The organism is Shinella sp. BE166, assembly GCF_051201095.1.
Lineage (GTDB): Bacteria > Pseudomonadota > Alphaproteobacteria > Rhizobiales > Rhizobiaceae > Shinella > Shinella lacus.
In genome coordinates this window covers 482270-506720 of record NZ_JBPEHL010000003.1, presented here as the reverse complement: position 1 = coordinate 506720, position 24451 = coordinate 482270, and the positions used below count along the sequence as shown (strand labels likewise).

The window sequence follows — 24451 nt, the reverse complement described above, 5'->3', positions numbered from 1 at the left end:
GCTTTAACGGATGATCACGCGGTCGCGGCCGGATTTCTTGGCGTCGTAGAGGGCGTTGTCCGCGCGGGAAATGACCGAGCCGACGCTTTCGCCGGTCTCGCATATCGCGCCGCCGGCACTGACCGAGACTTTGAAGGGTTCGAGGCCGACGGCGAAAAGGTCTGCGCCGATTGCGCTGCGAATGTTCTCGGCCACCGCGTAGACGGTTTCCCGCGTGCCCGCGCCCAAAACCACGGCGAACTCCTCGCCGCCCATCCGGCCGAAGCAATCGCCGGGATGCAGCACCTCGCGGCAGCGCCGGGTGAACTCGATGAGCACGAGATCGCCGACGCCATGGCCGTATCTGTCGTTGATGGACTTGAAGTGATCGATGTCGAGCATCAGGAAGGCGATCGGCGTGCCGCGCCGCTGGCTGTCCGCATGGATGCGATCGGCTTCCTCGAAGAAGCGCCGCCGGTTCATCGCGCCGGTCAGCGGATCGGTATCCGCCAGAACTTTGAGCTCTTCGGCATAGGCCCGCTCGCGCGTCACGTCGATATAGAGATTGACGTTGAAATTGCCGATGGTGCGGTGGCGGAACTGGATGGTGCGCCGGGCGCCGCTGGCCGTCATCACGTCCAGGTCGAACGGCGTCATCTCGCGGTCTTCGGCGCGCGCCGCGGCGATCGACGTGTGCCACTGCGTGCGGGCGAATTCGCGATATTCAGGGTCCGGGTAGGCAAGCCGCCACCAGTCCTCGATATTGGCGATGTCGTCCATCGTGTAGCCGAACAGCTCCTTGAAGGTCGAATTGGCGAACTGGATCTGGTCTTCGGAGCTGGCGATCTCGAAGCCGAACGGCAGCCAGTTGAGCAGCGAGATGACGTTTTCCTGCCAGCCGGCGAGCGTCACGGAACCTTGCGGCGGCGCATCGACGAAGCTGAAAAGGCGCAGGATCTCGTCTTCCACCGCGAGCTTGGTGACCTGCACCATGAGCGTGCGCTCCTGGCCCTGGACGAGCGCGCGGATGAGGAAAGGTTCCCCCGGAACGCCGACGGGCGCTACGCTCCAGATCTGGCCAAGCATCAGCGCCGCTTCCGGGCCGACCAACTCGTCCACCGGGCAGGCGCCAAACGGCTCCAGGCCGAGGCCGAAGAGGATCGCGGCATTGCGGTTGGCATAACGCACCGTCAGCGCCTGCTTCTCCATGAGAACCAGCGGCGCGCCGACGCAATCCATCCAGAAATCCACCTCCTGGCGTGATCGTGCACGAGCCGGATCGCCTGCTGCCCCATCATGGGGCGAAAGGGCGTTCGTCTTGGCGGCTTCAGGCATGCTCATGCGCTCGGTACTCGCTACGGATAAGGCGTGACCATCCAGGGTCCGAGGAGATTAGTGCGTCGGTGTAAGGATTTGGTTTACGTGGGGCACAAACGTTATTCGGCTGCGGATAAGCTCGCCGCCGGCACACCGTCCCGTACAACGATGCGGCCGCGGCGGATGACGGTGCGTTTTTGCGGCGTCAGCGCGACGGCTTCGGCGAGCGTGCGGGCCGGCACCAGCACGAGGTCGCCGAAATCGCCGTCCGCGAAACCGTAGCCGGCAAGACCGATGCTCTCGGCGCCGCCGAAGGTGCAGATGCGGGTGGTCTCGGCAAGGTCGGCATCGTTGGTCATGCCGTTGCGCTGTGCGAGATATTTTGCCCGCTCCAGCATGTCGCCATTGCCCCAGGGCTCCCAGGTTCCCTGGATGCCGTCCGAACCGGACGCGACGACCAGGCCGCATTGCCGCATCAGGCGCAGCGGCAGGGCGGGCGCGGCGGGACTGGCGACCGTCATCACGGCGATCCGCTCGGCCGCAAGCGCCTCTATGAGCGCGCGCTGTCGGCTCGGCTCCAGCATGCCGAGGCAATAGGCGTGGCTCACCATCACCCGGCCCTGCAAAGCGAGCGCGCGGGTGCGTTCGATGATCAGTTCGAGGCAAAAGGCGCCGAGCTCGCCGAGTTCGTGCAGGTGGATGTCGACAGGTTTTGTGTAGCGGTCGGCGAGCGCGAAGATCGCGTCGAGATGGCGCACCGGGTCGCGCTCGATCGTGGCGGGATCGATGCCGCCGACGATATCGGCGCCGGCCCGCATCGCCGCATCCATCAATTCCAGCGTGCCCGCGCGCGGCAGCATGCCGCTCTGCGGAAAGGCGACGACCTGCACATCGACAAGATCCCGCAGCGCCTCGCGAGTTTCGAGAACGCCCTCGATGTTGGCGAGGCCGATTTCGGTGTCGATGTCGACATGGCTGCGGATGTGGAGAACGCCGTGTTGCAGCGTCTGGAGAATCTGGCGGGCGGATTGCCGGCGCGCATCGATGGCGAGCTCCCGCTTGGCCTTGCGGTCTGCAAGGATGCGCTCGTTTCGGGTCGGGCCGATGCGGTTTTCGAACCAGTCCATGCCGATCAGCGTCTTGTCGAGATGGGTATGCGCCTCGACGAGCCCGGGCAGCGCGATATGGCCGGAGGCGTCGATCTCCTGCGCGGCAGGGTCGCCGGCCGTGCTGAAATGGCCGTCGCGGATGACGAGGTCCACCGGCTCGCCGCCCATGGGGCGGGCGTTGCGGATGAGAATGTCTGCGGTCATGTCCGGTCCTCCCTCAGGCCAGCCCGGCGCGTTTCATTGCCAGCCGGAACGGCGCCTCCGCGCGGTCGAGGATCGCGCCTTCATCCTGATGCAGCAGTTTGCGCCCGCGCATCAGAACGCGGCCGTCGACGATGGTCGTGTCGACATCGGCACCGTTGGCGAAGCGGGCGAGGCGCTGCACTGGATCGACCGGCGGCCAGAGATGCGGTTGGCGCATGTTGATCAGCAGGATATCGGCGCGCTTGCCGACCTCCAGCGAGCCGATCTCGTCCTCCATCGAAAGCGCGCGGGCGCCCTCGATCGTCGCCATTTCGAGAAGCTGGAGTGGCGGCAGCACGGTGTCGTCGCAGAAATGGCGGGCGTGATAGCGATGCGCCTGGAACATGTTGCGGAACATGTCGAAGGAGCGGTCGGGCGCCGCCGCATCGGTGCCGAGCGAGACGGTCACGCCGTCCGCCATCAGTTCCGGCGCCGGGCAGCGGGCGTAAACGGACATCAGCGCGCTCGGGTTGTGCGCCACCTTGGCGCCGGTGCGCTTCAGCACTTCCCGGTCGGCGTCGGTGAGATCGACGCAATGGGCGAGCAGCGAACGGCCGTCGAAAAGGTCAAGGCGGGTGTCATTTGCGGCAATCGAGCCGTCGCGGTGGCCGTCCTGCACCAGCAGCACGCCCTTTTCCCGTGCCAACGCCCGGGCTTTGCGGGAGAGCGTGAAAACGGCCTCGTCTTCCAGCTCCTGCGCGGTGAACACCGGCAGCGAGGCCGCAAGCTGCAACCGGTCATTGCGGCCCGCCCAGGCATCGATCAGCGCCGCTGTGACCGCGAGTTGTGTATCGGTGGACACGACAATATCATTATACAATTTACCGTGGTAATTTCTGTATACACTCGCCGCTGACGGCCGGTTGGGGCCGATGGCGAGAATCTCGCGCACGCCCATTTCGGCGATGGCGGCAAGGTGGGCCTCGGCGGCTTCCGGGGCTTCGCTGCGCATGATATCCGGCCCGCCGCCGAACAGCAGCGCGGCGGTGGTGGTGCCGCATTTGATGCGCTCGGCGGCGGAGAGCGCGGCCTCGGCGCCCCAGAATTCCGCATCGGTCGCTTCGGCGTAGATCCGGCCGGTCACCGTCATCCATTCCTCGGAATCGCTGCCCAACCCCTTGGTCAGCATGTGCCCGGCATGGGCGTGCGTGTCGATCAATCCCGGCATCACCACCATGCCCGCGGCATCGATGCGTTCCACTTCAGGCGCGACGGCGGGCGTTTCAACGCCGATCGCGGTGATGCGGCCGTCCTCCACCAGCACATAACCGCGCTCCAGGACGCGCCGGCCGGCATCCATGGTGACGATCACGCCATTCTCGATCAACAGGGTTTTGGTCATCGAATCTCTCTCCCAACAAGGATCGCATACATATTTTACAGATTATGTACGCAAAATCTAATTCTGCCATCTTGATATTGTGCGCGCATTATGTACAGTCATAATGAGAATTATCGTATGCAAATTTTTTGGGAACCTGCATACAAATTGGGAGAACCCTCGTGAAATCCACTGTAAAAGCCCTTCTGGCGGGGCTGGCCATCCTGGCGCCGCTTTCCGCCCCCGCCTTTGCCGAGACGCTGCGCTGGTCGGCTTCCGGCGACGTCATTTCCTATGATCCGAACGCCCAGGTCGACAGTTTTACCCAGAGCGTGCAGCACATGGTGTTCGACCCGCTCGTTCGCCGCAACAAGGAACTGGTGCTGGAACCGGCGCTGGCCACCTCCTGGGAAATCATCGAGCCGACCCGCTGGCGCTTCAAGCTGCGCCAGGGCGTGAAATTCCATGAAGGCCAGGCCTTCAATGCCGACGACGTGGTCGCGACGATAGAACGCCAGATCGATCCGGGTGCGCGCAACCGCGAAAACCTCTCCGCCGTCACCGGCGTCGAGAAGGTGGACGACTATACGGTCGACCTCATCCTGCGCGGTCCCTATCCCCTGCTCCTCAACGACCTTGCCGCCATCTACATCATGAGCAAGCCGTGGATGGCGGAGCACGATGCGCTGAAGCCGGGCAACACGGCGACCGGCGTCGTCACCTATGCCAGCAACCACGCCAACGGCACCGGCCCCTTCAAGCTGAAGAGCTACGAGCCGGATTCGCGCTCGATCTTCGAGGTGAACAAGGAGTGGTGGGACAAGCCGCAGCATAACCTGACCGAGGTCGAGTTCCGCCCGATCGCCTCCGACGCCACCCGCGTCGCCGCCCTCCTGTCCGGCGAAGTCGACATGGTCGTGCCGGTTCCCTTGCAGGATGTCGACCGCATCGCTTCCACCGAGGGCCTGAAGGTCGTCGAAAACCCGTCGCTGCGCACCATCATGCTGGCGCTGAACTTCAAGAAGGAGCTGCATGCCGCGCCCGGCGTCGCCAACCCGATGCTGAACGTCAAGGTGCGCCAGGCGCTCTGGCACGCCATCGACCTCAACACGATCCAGAAGCGCCTGATGCGCGGCAAGTCGCGCGTCGCCGCCATGCTCGTCGCCCCCGCCGTCACCGGCCATGACGATGCGCTCGACGTGCCGCTGGACTACGATATCGACAAGGCGAAGGCGCTGCTGACGGAAGCCGGCTATCCGGATGGCTTCAAGACGGGCCTTTCCTGCTCGAACGACCGCTATATCGCCGACGAGCAGATTTGCCTCGCGATCTCCTCCATGTGGGCGAAGATCGGCGTGCAGGTGGATCTCAGCGTCGAGAGCAAGACGACCTATTTCCCGCGCATGGATAACGGCGAACTCGACGTCTACATGCTCGGCTGGGCGTCGCTTCCGCCGATGGACGGTTTCAGCGTGCTTCAGGCGCTGCTCGCCACCAATGACGGCACCTATGGCGGCTCGAACCCGAACGGCCTCTCCGATCCGCGCATCGATGCGCTCGCCCGCTCGGCTGCGGTCGAACTCGACGAAGCCAAGCGCGTCGACATGCTGAAGGAAGCCTTCCGCATCACCCACGACGATGCGCTGTTCATTCCGCTGCACCAGCAGCCGGTCGCCTGGGCGATGAGCAACAAGGTCGATATCCCGCAGTTCCCGGATGAATATGTTCGTCCGTGGTTCGCGCAGGTCAAGCAGTAGCGGGTTTCTCCCGAGGCGCGATCCCGGCAGGCGAAAGCTTGCCGGGATCGCTTGGCAACCGGCCCGACCCCTCCAGAAGCCGCTGGCATGGAGGGAATAGAGCGAAACGGCCCGGTTTTTCGCTCACTTTGTTTCGACGCAGTTCCGGACGCAAAACCGCGTTCCGCACTTTTGCTGGAACTGCTTCTGGGGCCTGATCGCTCGCAAGGACTATTCCGATGTTCAGACTTTTCTCGATGAGGCTGCTTCAGGCCATCCTCGTGATGATCGCCGTGACGGCCATCGCCTTCGTCATGTTCCGCTTCGTCGGCGATCCGATCTCCTCCATGGTGCGCGAAGGTGCCACCCAGGCGGAAAAGGATGCGTTGCGCATGGCGCTCGGCCTCGACAAGCCGATCCTCACGCAGTTCTTCGATTTCGTCGGCCAGGTGCTGACCGGCGATCTCGGCACGAGTTTTCGCTATCAGCAGCCGGTCGTGAGCCTGCTGATGAGCCGCCTGCCCGCCACGCTGGAACTGGTGATCGTCGCCACCTTCCTGGCGCTCGCCGTCGGCATTCCGCTCGGCGTGCTCTGCGCCTTAAAGCCGCATTCCTTCCTCTCGCGGCTTACCCAGGCGACGACGCTCATCGGCATTTCCATGCCCACCTTCGTCACCGGTCTGCTCCTGATCCTTGTCTTCGCGGTTACACTGCGCTGGCTACCGTCCTCCGGGCGCGGCGATCTCGTCGATCTCGGCCTCTGGAAGACGGGTTTTCTCACGTTTTCGGGCCTGAAGTCGCTGATCCTGCCGTCGATCACGCTGGCGCTGTTCCAGCTGACGCTGATCATGCGGCTGGTGCGCTCGGAGATGATCGACGTGCTGTCGTCGGATTACATCCGCTTCGCCTTCGCCCGCGGACTGCCGCGCGCCTATATCTACGGCCGCCTGGCGCTGCGCAACGCGCTGATGCCGGTCGTCACCGTCACCGGCTTGCAGATCGGCCAGCTCATCGCCTTCGCCATCGTCACCGAGACGGTGTTCCAGTGGCCGGGCATGGGCCTGCTCTTCACCAATGCCGTCGGTTATCCGGACGTGCCGGTGCTCGCCGCCTACCTGCTCTTCGTCGGCTTCCTGTTCGTCATGATCAACATGATCGTCGACATTCTCTACACCTTCATCGATCCGCGCCTGAGGACACGATAATGGCCACGCAAACCCTGATGCGCCGGCTGCCGCCGGTTTCCGTGATGATCGCCGGCCTGGTGCTCGCCATCATGCTCGTGCTCGTCGTCTTCGCGCCGCTGATCGCGCCGATGGACCCGCGCGACGTCTCCTCCTACTCGCTGATCGACATGGAAATCCCGCCCGCCTTCATGGATGGCGGCGACCCGCGCTTCCTGCTCGGCACGGACAACCAGGGCCGCGACCTCGTCTCGGTCATCCTGTTCGGCCTGCGCATCTCCGTCGTCATCGGCCTCGGCGCGGTGCTGTTTGCCGCAGCCCTCGGCGTGGTGCTCGGCCTCGTCGCCGGCTTCTTCGGAGGTTTCGTCGACAGCATCGTCATGCGCATTGCCGACGTGCTCGTCAGCTTCCCGACCATCCTCGTCGCACTGCTGATCAGCGGCATCGCGCGGGCGCAGCTTAGTGCGGATACGATGCTGACATGGGCGCCGCTGGTGCTGATCTTTTCGATCGCCGTCAACGAGTGGGTGCAATATGCCCGCACGGTGCGCGCCTCCACCATGGTGGAAGTCGCCCGCGATTATGTGCGCGCCGCCAAGGTTATCGGCCTTCCCGCCGGGCGCATCATGGGCCGGCACATCCTACCGAACGTCATGAGCTCGGTCATGGTCATCGCCACGATCAACCTTGCCGGCGCGATCCTGACGGAGGCGACGCTGTCCTTCCTCGGCGCCGGCATGCCGCCGACCTATCCCTCGCTCGGCACGCTGATCCGCATCGGCAACCAGTTCCTGTTTTCCGGCCTCTGGTGGATCGCCGTGATGCCGGCGGCGGTTCTCGTCGTCCTCGTGCTCGCCGTCAATGTGATCGGCGATTATCTGCGCGATCGCTTCAACCCGAAACTGATGGCCCGCTAAGATGCCCAACGAGACAATTGCCACGAAAACCCCCGTTCTCGACATCCAAAAACTCCGCGTCGAATATCCGCTGGCGAGCGGCGACACGCTCGTCGCCGTCAAGGATATCGACCTTCTCATCCGCCCCGGCGAGATCCACGCCCTCGTCGGCGAATCCGGCGCAGGAAAAACCACCGTGGGCAATGCGCTGATGGGCCTGTTGCAGGCCCCCGGCAAAATCGTCTCCGGCTCCATCGAGATCGCCGGCAAGCCGATCGATCTCCGCACCGGCCGCACCGAGGGCATAGTGCCCGGCCGCGATGTCGGCGCGATCTTCCAGGACCCGATGACGAGCCTCAACCCGCTCTTCACCGTGGAAAGCCAGCTCTGCGAAGGCATGCTGGCGCATCTGAAGCTCTCCAGGGCCGAGGCGAAGGCCCGCGCGCTGGAGCTGATGAAGGCCGTCGGCATTCCCGAACCGGAACGCCGGCTCGGCTCCTATCCGCACCAGCTTTCCGGCGGCCAGCGCCAGCGTGTCGTCATCGCGACGGCGCTTGCCTGCAGCCCGCAGCTCATCGTCGCGGACGAGCCGACCACGGCGCTCGACGTGTCCGTGCAGGCGCAGATCCTCAAGCTGATCCGTGATCTTGCCGACCAGCGCGGTGTCGGCGTGCTGCTCGTCACGCACAATATGGGCGTCGTCGCCGAGATCGCCGACCGCGTCACCATCATGCAGAACGGCGCGGTGGTGGAAAGCGGCCTGGCGCGCGCGGTGCTGACCGCGCCGAAGGCGCCCTATGCCCGCACGCTGATTGCCGCCGTGCCGCCGATCGAACACCGGCTCGACCGCCTGCCGGTGCCGAGCGAGGAAACGCAGGTGACGCTCGATGCCCGCGCCTCCGTGCGCAGCAAGAGCACGAAGAGCGAGACGGGAAGCCGCGACGACGTGGTGCTTTCCGTGCGCGAGCTTGCCGTTGAATATGGCGGCCGCTCGCTGATCCCCGGCCGCAAGGCTTCGGTGTTCAAGGCGGTCAAGGGCGTGTCCTTCGACGTGCGCCGCGGCGAGATTTTCGGCCTCGTCGGCGAATCCGGCTGCGGCAAGACCACTGTCGCCAACACGATTGCCGGCCTCGTCACCCAGAGTTCCGGCACCATCGATTTCCAGGGCACGGCGCTCGGCGCAAAACGCGAAAAATCCGTGCGCAAATCCCTGCAAATGGTGTTCCAGGACCCGTATTCGGCGCTCAACCCGCGCCTGCGCATCAATTCGGCCATCGCTGAGCCGATCCTGTTCTACAAGCTCGCCTCCAATGCGGAGGAAGCCCGGCAGGATGCAAGGACGCTGCTGGAAGCCGTCGGCCTGCCGGCGGATGCCGGCTCGCGCTTCTCGCACGCCTTTTCCGGCGGCCAGCGCCAGCGCATCGCCATCGCCCGCGCGCTCGGGCCGCGCCCGTCGCTGCTGATCTGCGACGAGCCGACCTCGGCGCTCGACGTGTCGGTGCAGGCGCAGCTCCTCAACCTCTTGAAGGACCTGCGGGACCTTGCCGGCCTCTCCATGCTGTTCATCAGCCACGACCTCGCGGTGATCCGCCAGATGTGCGACCGCATCGCGGTCATGAAATCGGGCGAGATCGTCGAGCTGGCGGAGACCGAGACACTGTTCACCGCGCCGAAGCATGACTACACCAAGGAACTGCTGCGCCTCGCGCCCTCGCTCGACCGCATCCTGTCGCGGCAGGCCGCGGAATAAACCGGAGACTGCCATGGCCGACATCCTCATCAAGAACGGCACCGTCATTGCCATCGATCCGGACCGCCGCATCATCGCCGACGGGGCGGTCGCCATCACCGGTGACCGCATCGTCGCCGTCGGCAGGACGGATGAGGTCGAGGCCGCGCACCCGGCCGGGGAGGTCATCGATGCGCGCGGCATGGCGATCATGCCGGGCTTCGTCGATGCGCACGCCCATGCCGGCCACGGCCTGATCAAGACGCTCGGCGGCGGCAGGAGCGACCCGTGGTATCAGGCCTGCCGCGGTGCCTACACGGTCGGCTCGACGCCGGATTTCTGGTTTGCGGAGGCGCAGCTCGCCGCGCTGGAGCGCCTGCGCTTCGGCGTCACGACCGGCGTCTCGCTGCTCGGCGGCGGCGATTCCGTCATGCGCACCGACGAGCAAGCCTATGGCGATGCCCATATGGAAGGCGTGCTCGGCATCGGCACGCGCTCCGTGGTCGCCGTCGGCACGACGCGCCCGCCGCATCCGCTCACCTATGCCCGCTGGGAGGGCGAGACGCGCACCGACTATCCCGTCTCCTTCGACCAGCAGTTCGCCACCTGCAAGACGCTCATCGACCGCTGGCACGGCAGCCATGGCGGCCGCCTGCACCTCGCCCTGCTGACGCCGACGCTGCACCGCGGCTATCGGGAAGCCGCCGGCGCGGAGGAGGCCGTCGCCCAGTCGCGCGCGGTCAAGCACTATGCCGAGGAGCGCGGCCTCGTCTTCACGCAGGACGGCCACACCAGGGGCAGCGTGCGCATCGCCCACGAGATCGGCATTCTCGGCCCGCGCACCCTGCTGTCGCACGCGACGGGCCTCGACGACGAGGAAATCGCGATCTGCGCCGAAACCGGCACGACCATCGTGCACAATCCGAGCGCCGTCGCCGCCATTCTGGCGCGCTGCCCGGCGACGGAACTGCTGGATGCCGGCGTCACCGTCGTCATCGGCTCGGACGCGACGGCCCCGGACCGCTCGGCCGACATGTTCCGCCACATGCAGCAATGCATGCACTATCACCGCACGCATTTCCACGATCCGAGCTGGCTGCCGCCGGGCAAGGCGCTGGAAATGTGCACGATCGACGCCGCCCGCGTGCTCGGCCTAGACGCCGAGATCGGCTCGCTGGAGCCGGGCAAGAAGGCCGACATCATCCTCGTCGACCTGCGCCGCCCGCATCTCTACCCGGCCCACATGCCGGAGTTCCGCGTTACCTATTTCGCCAACGGCAATGACGTGCACACCGTGCTTGTCGGCGGCAAGGTGCTGCTGCGCAACCGTGTCGCCATCCATGTCGATGAAGACGCCGTGCTTGACGCCGCCCAGCGCGAAGCCGAGCTGATGATCGACCGGCTTGGCCTGCGCTATGCGCTGGAGACGCCGCGCATGTTCTGGGGCCACAGCCGCGACACGGACGTGCTTGACTAGGCGGTCACGGTTATGCGGGTTTCCACAGCCAGCGCCTCGCCCGGCGCCAGGATTTTCAGGCCGTGATCTTCGGCCGTGCCGGGAAGGTTGAACGCGTCGACGGGGTGCGTGACGGGCTCGAAGCAGAAGAAATCGGCATCCGCCGCCGGAGAGAAGACGACATAGTGGCGTAGCGCCTGGCTCGCGGTGACCTCCGCGGCAAGGCCGCGCGCGGGCCACTCGATGCGGGCCTCGCCATCCCAGCCGTCGAACCAGTTGTTGATCCAGCGCGCGGGCAAGAGCCGCGGCTGGTTGAAATCCATGTCCGTATGCGCGGCAATCGGTTCATACGCCTTTGGAAGATGGTCGGGTTGCTCCAGCCAGACGCCGCGGGCCGGTGCTGACAGCGTCGTATCCGCGTCGCGCACGAACCAGGGGTGGAAGCCCGCGCCATATGGCAGGCGGATTTTCGCGCGGTTGACCACGCTCAACGCCATGACGAGGCCTATGCCTTCGAGTCGATAGCTCATCGTCGCATCATAGCGGAAAGGCCCCGGTCCCTCGGAAGAGAGGCTGAGCGTGATGGCGTCCGCGCTCTGCGAGATCACATCCCAGTTCGCCGAGAAGCCGTTGCCGTGCAGCGGATATTTTTCCGCCTCCACGTTACGCGGCAGGGCGTGAAAAGTCCCGTCGAACGAAAAACCACCACCCGACACCCGCCCGGAAAAGGGCACGAGCAGGATGTTGGAAAGGGCGAAGGGATGCGCCGTCGCCGGATCGACCTTGCGCAAGATCGCTTGCCATCCGCCGCCCTGCCGCACATCGAAGGCCGTCAGGCCGGCGCCGAGATCGGGGCGCACGACGATGCGGGCCGTACCATTATTGAGTTCGATCGCAGTCATCACCAGCCGCCGTCGATTGTAATGTTCTGGCCGGATCATATCGGAGGTCGGCGAGACAAGGAAATGCTCGCGTTCGGCCACGTCGACCCGCCGGAGGCGGGCCTTAGCGACTGGTTTTCGAGGATTGCTCGGCGATGACGTGCGCTTCCGTCTCCGAGACTACTGCGCGTTTCTCCCAATCATCCCTTGTTAAGGCGAACCTAATGGCGCCGAAATCCGCAGCCAATTTTACAAATGACAGACATCAATCATCTTTTGTCATTTTGGTGTATTGACATATGTCGACGTAAGGGTGTTATTTGTAAGTACGCGATGGGAGTGTCGCGGAAATGCCGGGAGGGAAGCATGCAGCCGCTCTTGAAGGTGGAAGGGCTAAAGAAGTCGTTTGGCGGGGTCGCGGCCCTGCGCGACGGCCGTTTCGAGCTCGCAGCCGGCTCGGTGCATGCGCTTTGCGGCGGCAACGGCGCCGGCAAGTCGACGTTTCTCTCGATCCTGATGGGCATCCACAAGCGCGACGGCGGCACGATCCTGCATCGCGGCAAGCCGGTCGAATTCGGCAGCCCGGCCGAGGCTCTGCGCTCCGGCATCGCCATCATCGAGCAGGAACTGAGCCCGGTTCCGCACATGACGGTGGCGGAAAACATCTATCTTGGCCGCGAACCCTCGGCCCGCTTCGGCGGCATCGATTTCAAGACGATGAACCGCAATGCGCAGGCATTGCTGGATCGTCTCGAATTCAGCATTTCCGCACGCGAATATATGATGAACCTCTCGGTCGCGCAGATGCAGCTCGTCGAGATCGCCAAGGCGCTGAGCCATGAAGCGGACGTCATCTTCATGGATGAGCCGACCTCGGCGATCGGCGAGAAGGAAGCCCAGCATCTCTTTTCGGCGATCCAGCGTCTGAAGGCAGACGGCAAGGGCATCGTCTACGTCTCGCACCGGCTGTCCGAAATCTTCCAGATCGCCGACAGCTACACGGTCTTTCGCGACGGCGGCTTCGTCGGTGCCGGAAACCTGGCCGATATCGACCGGCGCGGCCTCATCCGCATGATCGTCGGTCGCGAACTGGGCGAGGAATATATCAAGACGAACACGCCGACCGAGATCGCCGGCCTCGAAGTCGCCGGCCTCTCGGCCCCAGGTAAGATCGACGATATTTCGTTCACCGCCCATAAGGGCGAGATCTTCGGCATCTACGGCCTGATGGGTTCCGGCCGCACGGAAATCTTCAACTGCCTCTTCGGCATGGACCGCCCGTCCGCCGGCGATATCCGCCTCGACGGCCGTGCCGTGACCATCCGCCAGCCGGCCGACGCCATGGCCGAGGGTATCGCCTTCGTCACCGAGGACCGCAAGGTCACCGGCCTCAACCTCATCGATAGTGTGCGCAACAATATCTGCCTCGCCAGCCTACCGGACATGAGCCCCAGCTTCGTCATGCAGAAGAGCCGCGAACAGGCGGCGAGCGCCGAGATGATCGAGCGTTTCGCCATCAAGGCGGCGCGTGACACCATGCCGGTCTCCGGCCTTTCGGGCGGCAACCAGCAGAAGGTGGTGCTCGGAAAATGGTTCCTGCGCCAGCCGCGCGTGCTGCTGCTCGACGAGCCGACGCGCGGTGTCGATGTCGGCGCCAAGCGGGAGATCTACCGCATCATCTGCGACTTCGCGGCCGCCGGCGGCACGGTCGTGATGATCTCCTCCGAAATCGACGAAATCCTGGGCATGTCCGACCGCATCCTCGTCATGCGGCAGGGACGCTCCGCCGGCATTCATGACCGGCAGGACACGGATGCCCAATCGCTCGTGCACCTGTCGACCTGAAGAGAGCCCGACGACGCCGCACGCATTGAACCCGCATGGCAAGAGGTGACACCCGTGTCCAGCATTGAGAACAAGTCGTCCAGCTCCTGGCTGAATTCCGATCGCCGCCGGCTGATCCTGCAGGAATACGGCATCTTCCTCGCCTTCCTGCTGCTCGTCGGCATTTTGGCGCTCTCGAACGAATTCTTCCTGACGCCGGGCAACATTTCCAACGTGCTGCTCCAGACGTCGATCAACGGCGTGCTCGCCATCGGCATGACCTTCGTGATCCTGACGCGTGGCATCGACCTGTCGGTCGGCTCGGTCGTGGCGCTGGCCGGCATGGTGAGCGCCAGCTTCGTCACCAGTTCGGCGACGGCCGGCATCGCCGGAGCGCCCTACCCGATGGTGGTGGCGCTGGCGGTCGGCATCCTCGTCGGCGTCTGCTGCGGCGCACTGGTCGGCTTCATCGTCTCGCGCTTTTCCGTGCCGGCCTTCGTCGCGACGCTCGGCATGCTCTCGGCCGCCCGCGGCGCCACCCTCATCTATGGTGGCGGCAAGCCGGTGCCGGGTCTGTCGCCGGACTTCCGCTGGATCGGCACCGGCAACATTCTTGGCATTCCGATGCCAGTCATCCTGCTCGGCATCGTCTTCGCCGTCTCCTGGTGGGTGCTGACCCGCACGCGCTTCGGCCGGTACATCTACGCCGTCGGCGGCAACCCGCATGCCGCCAAGACCTCCGGCCTCAACGTCACGCGCATCCGCTTCCTCGTCTATGTCATCTCGGGTGCGCTGTCCGGGCTTGCCGGCATGATCCTCTCGGCGCGCACCGGCTCCGCCCTGCCGCAGGCCGGCATCGCCTACGAGCTTGATGCGATCGCGGCAGTCGTCATCGGCGGCACCTCGCTTTCAGGCGGCGTCGGCCGGGTGACGGGCACGCTGATCGGCGCCCTCATCATCGGCGTCATGAACAACGGCCTCGATCTGATGGGTATCCAATCCTACTACCAGCAGGTCCTCAAGGGCGCCCTCATCGTCGGCGCCGTCATGCTCGACCAGAAGCGAAACCAGGGCGGCTAGCCCCACAAATACGGGCGTCCCGCGCCCGTCGTCGAAACGGTTTGCCAGACGGCAGCCGGAATCTCAAAGGAGGAGAATGTCATGAAGAAACTGATGATTGCACTTGCGTCCGCGACGGTGCTTTTCGCCTCGTCCGCGATCGCCCAGGAGAAGCTGAAGATCGGCGCGGCGCCTTATGGCCTCAACGCGGAATTCATGCAGATCTGGTCCGCGGCACTCGAAGAGCACCCGGCCGTGAAAAGCGGCGAAGTCGAGCTCACCGTCTTCGACGGCCGCTATGATGCGCTGGTCCAGCAGGAGCAGTTCAACACGATGATCACCCAGAAGTTCAACGCGATCATCTTCGTGCCGATCGACATCGAAGCCGGCGCCACCGCCGTGCAGGCGGCATCTGATGCCGGTATTCCGGTCGTCGGCTCCAACACCCGCGTGAACTCTGACCTGCTTGCCGCCTATGTCGGTTCCGACGACACGATCTCCGGCTACATGGAAGCAAAGGCCGTCCTCGACAAGATCGGCTGCAAGGGCAATGTGGTCATCATCGAAGGCCCGATCGGCCAGTCGGCGCAGATCTCGCGCCTCGAAGGCAACCAGAAGGCGCTCGCCGAGTGCCCGGACGTCAAGGTGCTGGAACAGCAGACCGCCAACTGGTCGCGCGCTGAAGCCCAGACGCTGATGGAGAACTGGCTCACGTCCCATCCGGGCCAGATCAACGGCGTCATCGGCCAGAACGACGAGATGGCGCTCGGCGCGGTCGAGGCGATCAAGTCCGCCGGCCTGAAGACGAGCGACTTCGCCATTGCCGGCATCGATGGCATCACGGATGCGCTGACCGCCGTCAAGGAAGGCACGATCACCTCGATCCTGCAGGATGCCCGCGCCCAGGCGCAGGGCGCCCTGGACCTCGCGATCCTTCATGCCAAGAAGGGCGACTACAAGCCGCAATCCGACATCTGGGCGCAGTATCCGGACATGCCTTTCAACGACGGCAAGGACAAGGAGTACAATGTTCCGTGGACGCCGGTCACGGCCGACAATGTCGATAAGCTCCTGGAAATGCGCAAGTAACACATGATCCGCGGGGCGGCCCTGCCGCCCCGTTTCTCCCGAACACGAAGGCTGGACCGATGACCGATACCCCTCCCAAGATCGACCTCAACTTCCCGCTCGACGGCAAGGTCGCGCTCGTCACCGGCGGCGCCTCCGGCATCGGCGCGGCCATCGCTTCGGCTTTCGCGTCGAAGGGCGCCAGGGTTGCCGTGCTCGACATCAATGCCGATATCGCGACGGCGAAGGCGGAAGAGCTTGGCGGCGCAGCGCGGCCTTTCGTCTGCGATGTGGCGGATGCCGCATCCGTCCAGAAAGCGGTCGATGATGTGGTCGCGGCCTTTGGCGGCATCGACATCGCGGTCAACAGCGCCGGCATCGTGGCGCTTGCGCCTGCGGAAGACCTGACGCTCGCCCAGTGGGACAAGACGATCGACATCAATTTGAAGGGAAGCTTCCTCGTCACGCAGGCGGTCGGCCGCCGCATGATCGCGGCGGGCAAGGGCGGCAAGATCGTCAATCTCGCCTCGCAGGCGGGCTCCGTCGCGATCGAGGAACACGTTGCCTATTGTGCCTCGAAGTTCGGCGTCATCGGCATGTCGAAGACATTTGCCGCCGAATGGGGCAAACACGGCATCACCGTCAACACCATTTCGCCCACCATCGTGCTGACCGAACTCGGCAAGAAGGCCTGGGCCGGCGAGAAGGGCGAGGCCGCCAAGAAGCGCATCCCCACCGGCCGTTTCGCCTTCCCGGAAGAGATCGCCGCCGCCGCCGTGTTCCTGGCCTCGCCGGGCGCCGACATGATCAACGGCGCCGATCTCGTCATCGACGGCGGCTACACCATTCTGTGAGAGGACTTGTCATGCAGCGTTTCATCAACGATCCGGATCTGGTGGTCGAGGATACGGTCAAGGGTTTCGTCAAGGCACATTCGGATATCGTGCGGCTGGCGGAAAACCCGCGCGTCGTCGTCGCGAAGGACGCCCCGTTTGCCGGCAAGGTGGGCGTGGTGACGGGCGGCGGTTCGGGCCATGAGCCAGCCTTCATCGGCTATACCGGCAAGAACATGCTCGACGCGGTCGCGGTCGGCGAACTGTTCTCCTCGCCCACGGCCAAGAGCTTTCACGATGCCATCCGCGCGGCCGATGGCGGCAAGGGCGTCGTCGTGCTCTACGGCAACTATGCCGGCGACAATATGAACGTGAAGATGGCGACGAAGCTCGCCGCCAAGGACGGCATCGAGATCGCGATCGTCGTCGCCAATGACGACGTCTGCTCCGCCCCGCTCACGGAACGCGAAAAACGCCGCGGCGTGGCGGGCGAAATCTTCATGTGGAAGATGGGCGGCGCGAAGGCCGCGACGGGCGCCAGCCTTGAGGAGGTGCGCGCCACCGCCCAGAAGGCGATCGACAATTGCCGTTCGATCGGTGTCGGCCTCGGCCCCTGCACGCTGCCCGCCGTTGGACACCCGAATTTCCAGATCGAGCCCGGCACGATGGAAGTCGGCATCGGCCATCATGGCGAACCGGGCGTGCGCGTCGAAAAGCTGAAGACGGCGGAAGAGGTCGCGAAGGACATGGTGAAGATCGTGCTCGACGATCATGACCTGCCGGAAGGCACCGAAGTCGCGGTGCTCGTCTCGGGCCTCGGCGCCACGCCGCTCAACGAGCTCTACATCCTGAACGACACGATCGAGAGCGAGATTTCCGCCCGCGGGCTGAAAATCCATAAGACCTGGATCGGCAACTACTTCACCTCGCTGGAAATGGTCGGCGCGACGCTGACCGTGATGGCGCTTGACGATGACCTGAAAACGCTGCTCGATGTCGAGACGCGTTGCACGATGATCCTGTGACAGGAGGACACCTCATGCAGACCTTCGACAATGCATCCTCCGGCGCCATCGTGTTGTCCATGGCCGAACGGATCGTGGAAAACCGCGCCTATCTCAGCGAGATCGACGGCAAGATCGGCGACGGCGACCATGGCGTCAACATGGCCAAGGGTTTTGGCATGGCCGCCGAGCGGCTGAAGGGCAAGGACATGGCGCTCGCCGAATCGCTCGACACGCTCGGCACCGTGCTGATGACGGAAATCGGCGGCTCGATGGGTCCGCTCTATGGCGTCATGTTCACGGAATTTGCCGAGACGATCCAGGGCACCGAAAAGATCGACGCCGCGGCCTACAGCAAGATGCTGCACGCGGGTCTCGCTGGCATCCAGGCGATCGGTTCCGCCAAGGTCGGCGACAAGACGCTGATCGACACGTTCGTGCCGGCCATCGAGGCCTTCGACAAGGCGACGGCTGAGGGCAAACCCTTCGGCGAGGCGCTGGAGGCCCTGGTCGTCGCAGCGGAAACCGGCCGCGACTCGACGATAAACCTGATTGCCAAGATCGGTCGCGCCAGCCGCCTTGGCGAACGTTCGCTCGGCGTGCTCGATGCGGGAGCCACCTCCTGCGCCATCATCCTCAAGGAACTGTCCGACGGCGCGCGCGCGCGTCTCGCCTGAGCAAAGGATCCTCCCAGGATGCGCGGCCCGTTTCCTCCCGGGCGGGCCCCGCGCCGCCTTTTTTCGATTCCGGTTGCAAACCGGCGGCGTTGCTCCCATGTTCGCCGCCAAAAGGGGGACCGGCGAAACCGATGGCATTGAAGACTTCCTCGCCGCGCAAGGGCGGCATCGGCCGGGTGAACGGGCCGGAAGGCGTGGATTCGATCCCGCTGCGCTACGGCGATGACCCTTATGTCTGGGCCTGCTGGCTCTATTATGAAGACGGCATGACGCAAGGCGAGATCGCCGAGGCGATGGGCGTGTCGCGCGCCACCGTCAACAGCTATCTCGCCGACGCCCGCGAAAAGGGCATCGTCAATATCTCGATCGAGCCCGCCCGCCTCGCCTCACTCACCATCGCGCAGGAACTCAAGCGCCATTTCGGCCTTTCGGATTGCCTCGTCGTGCCGAACGACGACGATTCGCGCCCGCTGATCGGACGGCTGGGGGCGGCCGGCGCGCAGGCGCTCGCCAAGATGATCAAGTCCGGCGACACGCTCGCCGTCGCCTGGGGCCGCACGATCCTGTCGGTCGGCGAACATCTGGAAATGGGGCCTTTGCAGGACGTCACCGTCGTGCAGGCGACGGGCGGCACGACCGCCAGCTTCGCTTATACGCCGGAGCTGACCACGGCGGCGGTTGCCCGCGCCATTGCGGCGCGCTGCGTCAACATCACCGCCCCCGCCGTCGTCGCCTCGGGCGAAATGCACCGCATGCTGCTCGCCGAACCCCTGATCCGCGAACAGTTCGACACGCTCGCCCGCGCCAACCGCATCGTCTTCGGCATCTCGTCGCTGCGCCCCAACTCGACGATCCACACCAGCGGCTTCTTCGAATCCGTGCCCTTGCAGCACTATCTCGCCAAGGGTGCGGCGGGCGTTCTCGCCGGTCGTTTCATCGACGAACGCGGCCGCCCGGTCGCCGGCCCCCTTGATGATCGTACGATCGGCATCTCGCTGGAAATGCTGCGCGGCATCGGCACCCGCGTCGCCGTCGCCGGCGGCTTCGACAAGGTGCCGGCTTTGCTCGCCGCGCTTCGCGGCGGTTACGTCAACGTGCTGGTGACGGACGCGGCCACCGGTGCCGGCATCCTGCGCGCCGATGGCGTGACGAGCCTCGACGGCAAACTCTCGCAGCGCCAGAAGAGCGTGCCGGTTGCCAACAGCTACCGCAGCCACGTCAAGAAATTCCTCAACAATCCCAATGATGTGGTCGAGGAAATGCTGGACGGCCTGATCGCCGCGCACAAGCCCTATCTGGAACCGGTCGCCGGCTCGCGCCGGGCGCTCGTCGCCCGCGATGGCCCGCGGCCGGGCAAGGTCGGCCTCGTCATCGGCGGCGGCGCGGGGCACGAACCCTGCTTCGTCGGCTATGTCGGCAAGGGTCTCGCCGACGCGGTGGCGATCGGAAACATCTTCTCCTCCCCGCCGCCCGACCCGATCGTCAAATGCGCGGTCGCGGCCTCCGGTGGTGCCGGCGTGCTCTTCGTCTACGGCAACTATGCCGGCGACGTCATGAATTTCGAGATGGCGGCGGAGCTTGCCGAGGAACAGGGCATCCCGATCCGAACGGTTCTGACGACCGACGACATCGCCTCCTCGCCGGTCGAGGACAAGGAGGGGCGCCGCGGCGTCGCCGGCAATTTCTTCGTCTTCAAGGTGGCGGGTGGGGCCTGCGACCGCGGTTTGACGCTGGACGAATGCGAGGCCGTCACCCGCAAGGCCAACGACCGCACCTTCACGGTGGGCGTCGCACTCGAATCCTGCTCCATGCCGCAGACGCGGCGGCACAATTTCGAGATCGGCCCGGACGACATGGAGCTCGGCATGGGCATCCATGGCGAGCCGGGCGTCTCGCGCGAACGCATCCGCACCGCCGACGAGATCGTCGACACGATCATGGACAATATCTTCAAAGAGATGAAAGCCGAGCCCGGCGACCGCGTGGCGGTGCTGGTCAATTCCTTCGGTGCCACGCCGCTGATGGAACTCTACATCCTGTTTCGCCGGGTGGAGCAGCGGCTTTCCGCCAAGAACATCACGATCGAGGCGAGCTGGGTGGGGCACTATTGCACCTCGCTCGACATGGTCGGCGCCTCCATCTCGATCCTGCATCTCGACCGGCAGCTGACTGATCTCATGCACCACCCATGCCGGTCGTCGATCTTGACCGTCAACACGCCCTGAAATGCCTTAGTGGAGGAAGACATGTCGGAAAGCGCGGCGCGGGCTCTCGCCAGGATGTTCGGGCGCATGGCCGAGGCGATCGAGGCGGAGAAGGATCATCTTTCCGAGCTGGACGGCGCGATCGGCGACGGCGACCACGGCATCACCATGTCGCTCGGCTTCAAGGCGGTGAACAAGGCGCTCGCCGCGCTCGATCTCGACGCGGCGAGCCCGTCCGAGGTGATGCAGACGGCCGCGACCGGTTTCCTCGACGCCGTCGGTGCCTCCACCGGCCCGCTCTACGCCACCGGTTTGCGCCGTGCGGCGCAAGCGCTCTCCGGCCGCGAGGAGCTCGACCTTGCCGCCTGCCGCGACATGCTGGCCGCCTTCTCCGAGGGCATCCGCGATCGCGGCAAGGCGCAGCGCGGCGACAAGACAATGCTCGACGTCTGGCTGCCCGCCGCCGAGGCCGCCGCAACCGCGGTCGCCGATGGCCGGTCGAAACAGGATTTCTGGAAAGCGGTGACGACCGCCGCCGACAATGGTGCGGCCGCGACCGCCACCATGGTCGCCACCAAAGGCCGCGCCGCCCGGGTGCGCGAGCGCTCGCTCGGCCACCTCGACCCCGGTGCCGCCTCCGCGGCCGCCCTCGTGCGGGCCATGGCGGAAACACTGTAGCGAGCAAAAACTTGGGGCTTGACCTTCCCATGGGGGAAGGCGGCATCCTGTTGGCCACACATCAGGAGACCACCTATGGATAACAGCACCACCCTCGCCTTCACCGTGCCGGACATGACCTGCGGCCATTGCGCAAAGACCATCACCGGCGCGGTTATCGTCGCCTATCCGGCCGCCAAGGTCGATATCGACCTCGCCACCAAGCGCGTTTCGATCGAAAATGCCGGTGACCGGGCCGCCGTCGCCTCCGTCATCGCGGCGGAAGGCTACTCCCCAGCCTAAGCGGCAAAAAGCTGCTTGACCTTGACATGATGGGAAGGTGCACGATCTATCCGACACAGGATGAAAGGTGCACCATGCTCACCACCACACCGCCGGTAGACCGCCAGACCGTAAAACTCTCCATCTCCGACATGACCTGCGCGTCCTGCGTGCGCCGCGTCGAGAAGGCCATCGAAACGGTGCCGGGCGTTGCCGGCGCCGCGGTCAACCTTGCGACGGAAAAAGCCGATGTGACCTTCGATGGCACGCCCGACGTGGCGGCCGTGGCGGAAGCGGTGCGCAAGGCCGGTTACGGCGTCATGGAAGAGGTCATCGAGTTCCCCGTCGAGGGCATGACCTGCGCCTCCTGCATCGGCCGGGTCGAAAAGGCGCTGAAAGCCGTGCCGGGCGTGATCGAGGCGACCGCCAACCTCGCGCAGGAACGTGCCCGTGTCCGCCTCGTCAAGGGGACGGCAAGTTTCGAGGATCTTTCCGCCGCGATCGAACGCACCGGCTACAAGGCCATTCGCGAGACCGCCGCGACACCCTCCGAGGACGACCGCCGCGCGGCGGAAGCCAACATCCTGCGGCGCGATCTGGTGATCGCCGCGCTGCTGACGGCGCCGCTCTTCGTGATGGAAATGGGCGCGCATGCCTTCCCGTCCTTCGGGCACTACATCCACGAGACGCTCGGCATGCAGACGAGCCGGATCATCCAGTTCGTGTTGGCGACGCTGGTGCTGGCCGGTCCCGGCCTGCGCTTCTTCCGCAAGGGCATTCCGGCGCTCGCGCGGCTGGCGCCGGACATGAATTCCCTCGTCGTCATCGGCACGCTCGCCGCCTGGAGTTTCTCCACCGTCGCGACCTTCGCGCCGGGCTTGCTTCCGGGCGGCACGGCGAATGTCTATTTCGAGGCCGCCGCCGTCATCGTGACGCTCATCCTCGCCGGGCGCTACCTGGAGGCGCGCGCCAAGGGTCGCACCGGCGAGGCAATCCGCCATCTCGCCGGCCTGCGCGCCAAATCCGCCCGCGTGTTGCGCGATGGAAAAACGGAGGACGTGGCTCTGGAAAGCGTCGTGCCGGGCGATATCGTCTTGGTGCGGCCGGGTGAAAAGGTGCCGGTCGACGGCGAGGTGACGGAGGGCAGCTCCTATATCGACGAGTCGATGATCACCGGCGAGCCGATGCCCGTCTCGCGCCAGGCCGGCGACCTCGTCACCGGCGGTACGGTCAACACGACCGGCTCGCTGACCTTCCGCGCCACCCGCGTCGGCGCCGACACGGTGCTCTCGCAGATCATCCGGATGGTCGAGGATGCGCAGGCGGCAAAGCTGCCGATCCAGGCGCTGGTCGACCGCGTCACGCAATGGTTCGTGCCGGCCGTCATCGCCGTCGCCCTCGTGACCTTCGGCCTCTGGCTGGTCTTCGGCCCGAGCCCGGCTCTCGCTCATGCGCTGGTCAATGCTGTCGCCGTACTCATCATCGCCTGCCCCTGCGCCATGGGGCTTGCGACGCCCACCTCCATCATCACCGGCACCGGCCGTGCGGCGGAACTCGGCGTGCTCTTCCGCCAGGGCACCGCGCTCCAGACGCTGGAAGGCACCGACATCGTCGCGGTCGACAAGACCGGCACGCTGACGCTCGGCCATCCGACATTGACAGAGATCGTGCCGGCGGATGGCTTTGCGCGCGACGCGGTGCTGGCGCTGGTCGCCGCGGCGGAAGTGCATTCCGAGCACCCGATCGCCGCTGCCATCCATGAAGCGGCGGTCGCGGAGGGCATCGACCTTCCGGCGGCAACCGGCTTCGTGGCGAGTTCGGGACAGGGCATTTCGGCCGAGGTTTCCGGCCGCAGGTTGGAGGCAGGCTCCGTCGGCTTCATGCAGGCGCGCGGCCTCGATGTCTCGCCCTTCGCACACCACGCCGACCGGCTCGCCGCCGAGGGTGCCTCGCCGCTCTATGCCGCCATCGACGGCCGGCTGGCGGCGCTCTTCGCCGTCACCGATCCGGTGAAGCCGACGACGAAGGAGGCGATTGCCGCGCTGAAGGCGCTCGGGATTGAAGTGGCGATGATCACCGGCGACAACCGCCGCACCGCCGAGGCCGTGGCGCAAAAGCTCGGCATCGACCGGGTGCTGGCGGAAGTGCTGCCGGATGGCAAGGTCGCGGCGGTGCGCGAGCTATCGGCCGGCGGCGCGAAGAAGGTCGCCTTCGTCGGCGACGGCATCAACGACGCGCCAGCACTTGCCGCGGCCGATACCGGCATCGCCATCGGCACGGGCACCGATGTCGCCATCGAGAGCGCCGACGTGGTGCTGATGGCGGGCGACATGCGCGGTGTCGCCGTCGGCATCGCGCTGTCGCGGGCGACGATGCGCAACATCCGCCAGAACCTGTTCTGGGCCTTCGGCTACAATGTGGCGCTGGTCCCGGTCGCTGCCGGCCTGCTCTATCCGGCCTTCGGCATCCAGCTTTCACCGGCGCTCGCGGCCGGCGCCATGGCGCTTTCCAGCGTGTTCGTGGTGTCGAACGCGCTGCGGCTCAAGCGTTTTCGTCTCACGTTCCGCAAGGGAGATCAGGCATGAATATCGGCGAAGCGGCGGAGGCGACGGGCGTCTCCGCCAAGATGATCCGGCACTACGAATCGATCGGCCTCATTCGCGAGGCCGGGCGCACGGGCGCCGGCTACCGCACCTATGGGCCGAAGGACCTTTCGACGCTCTCCTTCATCCGCCGCGCGCGCGACCTCGGCTTTTCCATCGCCCAGATCCGTGACCTGCTGGCACTCTGGCAGGACCGCGCGCGAGCCTCCGGCGATGTGAAGCGCATCGCCAACCAGCATGTCGACGAGATGAAGGAAAAGATGCGCCTGCTGCAGGAGATGGTGCACACGCTGGAGCACCTTTCCGCCCATTGCCACGGCGACGACCGGCCGGACTGTCCGATCCTCGAACAGTTGGCGAGTGGCAAGGCGGAGGAGGCGTGCTGCTAG

Annotated in this window: 20 protein-coding genes; 16 read left to right on the top strand and 4 right to left on the bottom strand. The window is 65.4% G+C overall.

What is annotated here, in order from left to right:
• Positions 1 to 3: 3 nt before the first annotated feature.
• The 3 genes from J2Y63_RS09720 to J2Y63_RS09710 all read right to left on the bottom strand — a co-directional run bounded on the left by J2Y63_RS09720 (position 4) and on the right by J2Y63_RS09710 (position 3990).
• On the bottom strand, positions 4 to 1320 hold the full coding sequence (locus tag J2Y63_RS09720) for a GGDEF domain-containing protein (protein ID WP_435265910.1): 1317 nt from the start codon (positions 1318 to 1320) through the stop codon (positions 4 to 6).
• Positions 1321 to 1415: 95 nt separating this feature from the next.
• Entirely contained in the window at positions 1416 to 2609 is a 1194-nt protein-coding gene (locus J2Y63_RS09715) for an amidohydrolase (protein ID WP_435265909.1), read from the bottom strand.
• A gap of 13 nt (positions 2610 to 2622) precedes the next feature.
• Positions 2623 to 3990, bottom strand: a complete 1368-nt coding sequence (locus J2Y63_RS09710) for an amidohydrolase family protein (protein WP_435265908.1) — start codon at positions 3988 to 3990, stop codon at positions 2623 to 2625.
• Between the two features lie 161 nt (positions 3991 to 4151).
• Here J2Y63_RS09710 and J2Y63_RS09705 point away from each other — a divergent pair, with 161 nt between their 5' ends.
• The 5 genes from J2Y63_RS09705 (at position 4152) to J2Y63_RS09685 (ending at position 10991) form a co-directional block, all read left to right on the top strand.
• The gene (locus J2Y63_RS09705; protein ID WP_435265907.1) at positions 4152 to 5726 is read left to right on the top strand and encodes an ABC transporter substrate-binding protein; all 1575 of its coding nucleotides are present in this window, start codon (positions 4152 to 4154) and stop codon (positions 5724 to 5726) included.
• A 218-nt stretch (positions 5727 to 5944) separates the two neighbouring features.
• On the top strand, positions 5945 to 6910 hold the full coding sequence (locus J2Y63_RS09700; protein ID WP_435265906.1) for an ABC transporter permease: 966 nt from the start codon (positions 5945 to 5947) through the stop codon (positions 6908 to 6910).
• Positions 6910 to 7806, top strand: coding sequence for an ABC transporter permease (locus J2Y63_RS09695; protein WP_435265905.1), 897 nt, complete (start codon positions 6910 to 6912; stop codon positions 7804 to 7806). Before J2Y63_RS09700 ends, J2Y63_RS09695 begins: the two co-directional genes overlap by 1 nt.
• 1 nt (position 7807) lies before the next feature.
• Positions 7808 to 9535, top strand: a complete 1728-nt coding sequence (locus J2Y63_RS09690; RefSeq protein WP_435265904.1) for a dipeptide ABC transporter ATP-binding protein — start codon at positions 7808 to 7810, stop codon at positions 9533 to 9535.
• Between the two features lie 13 nt (positions 9536 to 9548).
• Positions 9549 to 10991 (top strand): amidohydrolase family protein, encoded by a 1443-nt coding sequence (locus J2Y63_RS09685; protein ID WP_435265903.1) that lies wholly within the window; start codon positions 9549 to 9551, stop codon positions 10989 to 10991.
• Here the strand turns inward: J2Y63_RS09685 and J2Y63_RS09680 are convergent.
• Positions 10988 to 11872 (bottom strand): aldose 1-epimerase, encoded by an 885-nt coding sequence (locus J2Y63_RS09680; protein ID WP_435265902.1) that lies wholly within the window; start codon positions 11870 to 11872, stop codon positions 10988 to 10990. The two genes, J2Y63_RS09685 and J2Y63_RS09680, sit on opposite strands and share 4 nt — an antisense overlap.
• A gap of 345 nt (positions 11873 to 12217) precedes the next feature.
• Between J2Y63_RS09680 and J2Y63_RS09675 the strand changes: the two genes are divergently transcribed.
• The 11 genes from J2Y63_RS09675 to cueR all read left to right on the top strand — a co-directional run bounded on the left by J2Y63_RS09675 (position 12218) and on the right by cueR (position 24451).
• On the top strand, positions 12218 to 13696 hold the full coding sequence (locus tag J2Y63_RS09675; protein WP_435265901.1) for a sugar ABC transporter ATP-binding protein: 1479 nt from the start codon (positions 12218 to 12220) through the stop codon (positions 13694 to 13696).
• Positions 13697 to 13750: 54 nt separating this feature from the next.
• Entirely contained in the window at positions 13751 to 14755 is a 1005-nt protein-coding gene (locus tag J2Y63_RS09670; RefSeq protein ID WP_435265900.1) for an ABC transporter permease, read from the top strand.
• Positions 14756 to 14836: 81 nt separating this feature from the next.
• Positions 14837 to 15823 (top strand): substrate-binding domain-containing protein, encoded by a 987-nt coding sequence (locus tag J2Y63_RS09665; RefSeq protein WP_435265899.1) that lies wholly within the window; start codon positions 14837 to 14839, stop codon positions 15821 to 15823.
• A gap of 59 nt (positions 15824 to 15882) precedes the next feature.
• A complete protein-coding gene (locus J2Y63_RS09660) occupies positions 15883 to 16656 on the top strand; it encodes an SDR family oxidoreductase (protein ID WP_435265898.1) in 774 nt (257 codons plus the stop codon).
• Between the two features lie 11 nt (positions 16657 to 16667).
• Positions 16668 to 17660, top strand: a complete 993-nt coding sequence (locus tag J2Y63_RS09655; protein ID WP_435265897.1) for a dihydroxyacetone kinase subunit DhaK — start codon at positions 16668 to 16670, stop codon at positions 17658 to 17660.
• A 14-nt stretch (positions 17661 to 17674) separates the two neighbouring features.
• Positions 17675 to 18316, top strand: coding sequence for a dihydroxyacetone kinase subunit DhaL (gene dhaL, locus J2Y63_RS09650; RefSeq protein ID WP_435265896.1), 642 nt, complete (start codon positions 17675 to 17677; stop codon positions 18314 to 18316).
• Between the two features lie 131 nt (positions 18317 to 18447).
• Positions 18448 to 20541, top strand: a complete 2094-nt coding sequence (locus J2Y63_RS09645; protein ID WP_435265895.1) for a bifunctional sugar-binding transcriptional regulator/dihydroxyacetone kinase subunit DhaK — start codon at positions 18448 to 18450, stop codon at positions 20539 to 20541.
• 21 nt (positions 20542 to 20562) lie between these two features.
• Complete coding sequence (dhaL, locus tag J2Y63_RS09640; protein ID WP_435265894.1) at positions 20563 to 21198, top strand: dihydroxyacetone kinase subunit DhaL; 636 nt, start codon at positions 20563 to 20565, stop codon at positions 21196 to 21198.
• 75 nt (positions 21199 to 21273) lie between these two features.
• Positions 21274 to 21480, top strand: a complete 207-nt coding sequence (locus tag J2Y63_RS09635; protein WP_435265893.1) for a heavy-metal-associated domain-containing protein — start codon at positions 21274 to 21276, stop codon at positions 21478 to 21480.
• A 74-nt stretch (positions 21481 to 21554) separates the two neighbouring features.
• Positions 21555 to 24044, top strand: coding sequence for a heavy metal translocating P-type ATPase (locus J2Y63_RS09630; RefSeq protein ID WP_435265892.1), 2490 nt, complete (start codon positions 21555 to 21557; stop codon positions 24042 to 24044).
• On the top strand, positions 24041 to 24451 hold the full coding sequence (cueR, locus tag J2Y63_RS09625) for a Cu(I)-responsive transcriptional regulator (RefSeq protein WP_256116243.1): 411 nt from the start codon (positions 24041 to 24043) through the stop codon (positions 24449 to 24451). The genes J2Y63_RS09630 and cueR overlap by 4 nt, the downstream gene beginning before the upstream one ends.

Coding starts and splice junctions, on each gene's coding strand:
- J2Y63_RS09700 (WP_435265906.1), top strand. CDS start 5,945: ATGTTCAGACTTTTCTCGATGAGGCTGCTTCAGGCCATCCTCGTGATG.
- J2Y63_RS09645 (WP_435265895.1), top strand. CDS start 18,448: ATGGCATTGAAGACTTCCTCGCCGCGCAAGGGCGGCATCGGCCGGGTG.
- J2Y63_RS09660 (WP_435265898.1), top strand. CDS start 15,883: ATGACCGATACCCCTCCCAAGATCGACCTCAACTTCCCGCTCGACGGC.
- J2Y63_RS09690 (WP_435265904.1), top strand. CDS start 7,808: ATGCCCAACGAGACAATTGCCACGAAAACCCCCGTTCTCGACATCCAA.
- J2Y63_RS09695 (WP_435265905.1), top strand. CDS start 6,910: ATGGCCACGCAAACCCTGATGCGCCGGCTGCCGCCGGTTTCCGTGATG.
- J2Y63_RS09720 (WP_435265910.1), bottom strand. CDS start 1,320: ATGAGCATGCCTGAAGCCGCCAAGACGAACGCCCTTTCGCCCCATGAT.
- J2Y63_RS09685 (WP_435265903.1), top strand. CDS start 9,549: ATGGCCGACATCCTCATCAAGAACGGCACCGTCATTGCCATCGATCCG.
- J2Y63_RS09655 (WP_435265897.1), top strand. CDS start 16,668: ATGCAGCGTTTCATCAACGATCCGGATCTGGTGGTCGAGGATACGGTC.
- dhaL (WP_435265896.1), top strand. CDS start 17,675: ATGCAGACCTTCGACAATGCATCCTCCGGCGCCATCGTGTTGTCCATG.
- J2Y63_RS09630 (WP_435265892.1), top strand. CDS start 21,555: ATGCTCACCACCACACCGCCGGTAGACCGCCAGACCGTAAAACTCTCC.
- J2Y63_RS09675 (WP_435265901.1), top strand. CDS start 12,218: ATGCAGCCGCTCTTGAAGGTGGAAGGGCTAAAGAAGTCGTTTGGCGGG.
- J2Y63_RS09665 (WP_435265899.1), top strand. CDS start 14,837: ATGAAGAAACTGATGATTGCACTTGCGTCCGCGACGGTGCTTTTCGCC.
- J2Y63_RS09635 (WP_435265893.1), top strand. CDS start 21,274: ATGGATAACAGCACCACCCTCGCCTTCACCGTGCCGGACATGACCTGC.
- J2Y63_RS09715 (WP_435265909.1), bottom strand. CDS start 2,609: ATGACCGCAGACATTCTCATCCGCAACGCCCGCCCCATGGGCGGCGAG.
- J2Y63_RS09680 (WP_435265902.1), bottom strand. CDS start 11,872: ATGACTGCGATCGAACTCAATAATGGTACGGCCCGCATCGTCGTGCGC.
- cueR (WP_256116243.1), top strand. CDS start 24,041: ATGAATATCGGCGAAGCGGCGGAGGCGACGGGCGTCTCCGCCAAGATG.
- dhaL (WP_435265894.1), top strand. CDS start 20,563: ATGTCGGAAAGCGCGGCGCGGGCTCTCGCCAGGATGTTCGGGCGCATG.
- J2Y63_RS09710 (WP_435265908.1), bottom strand. CDS start 3,990: ATGACCAAAACCCTGTTGATCGAGAATGGCGTGATCGTCACCATGGAT.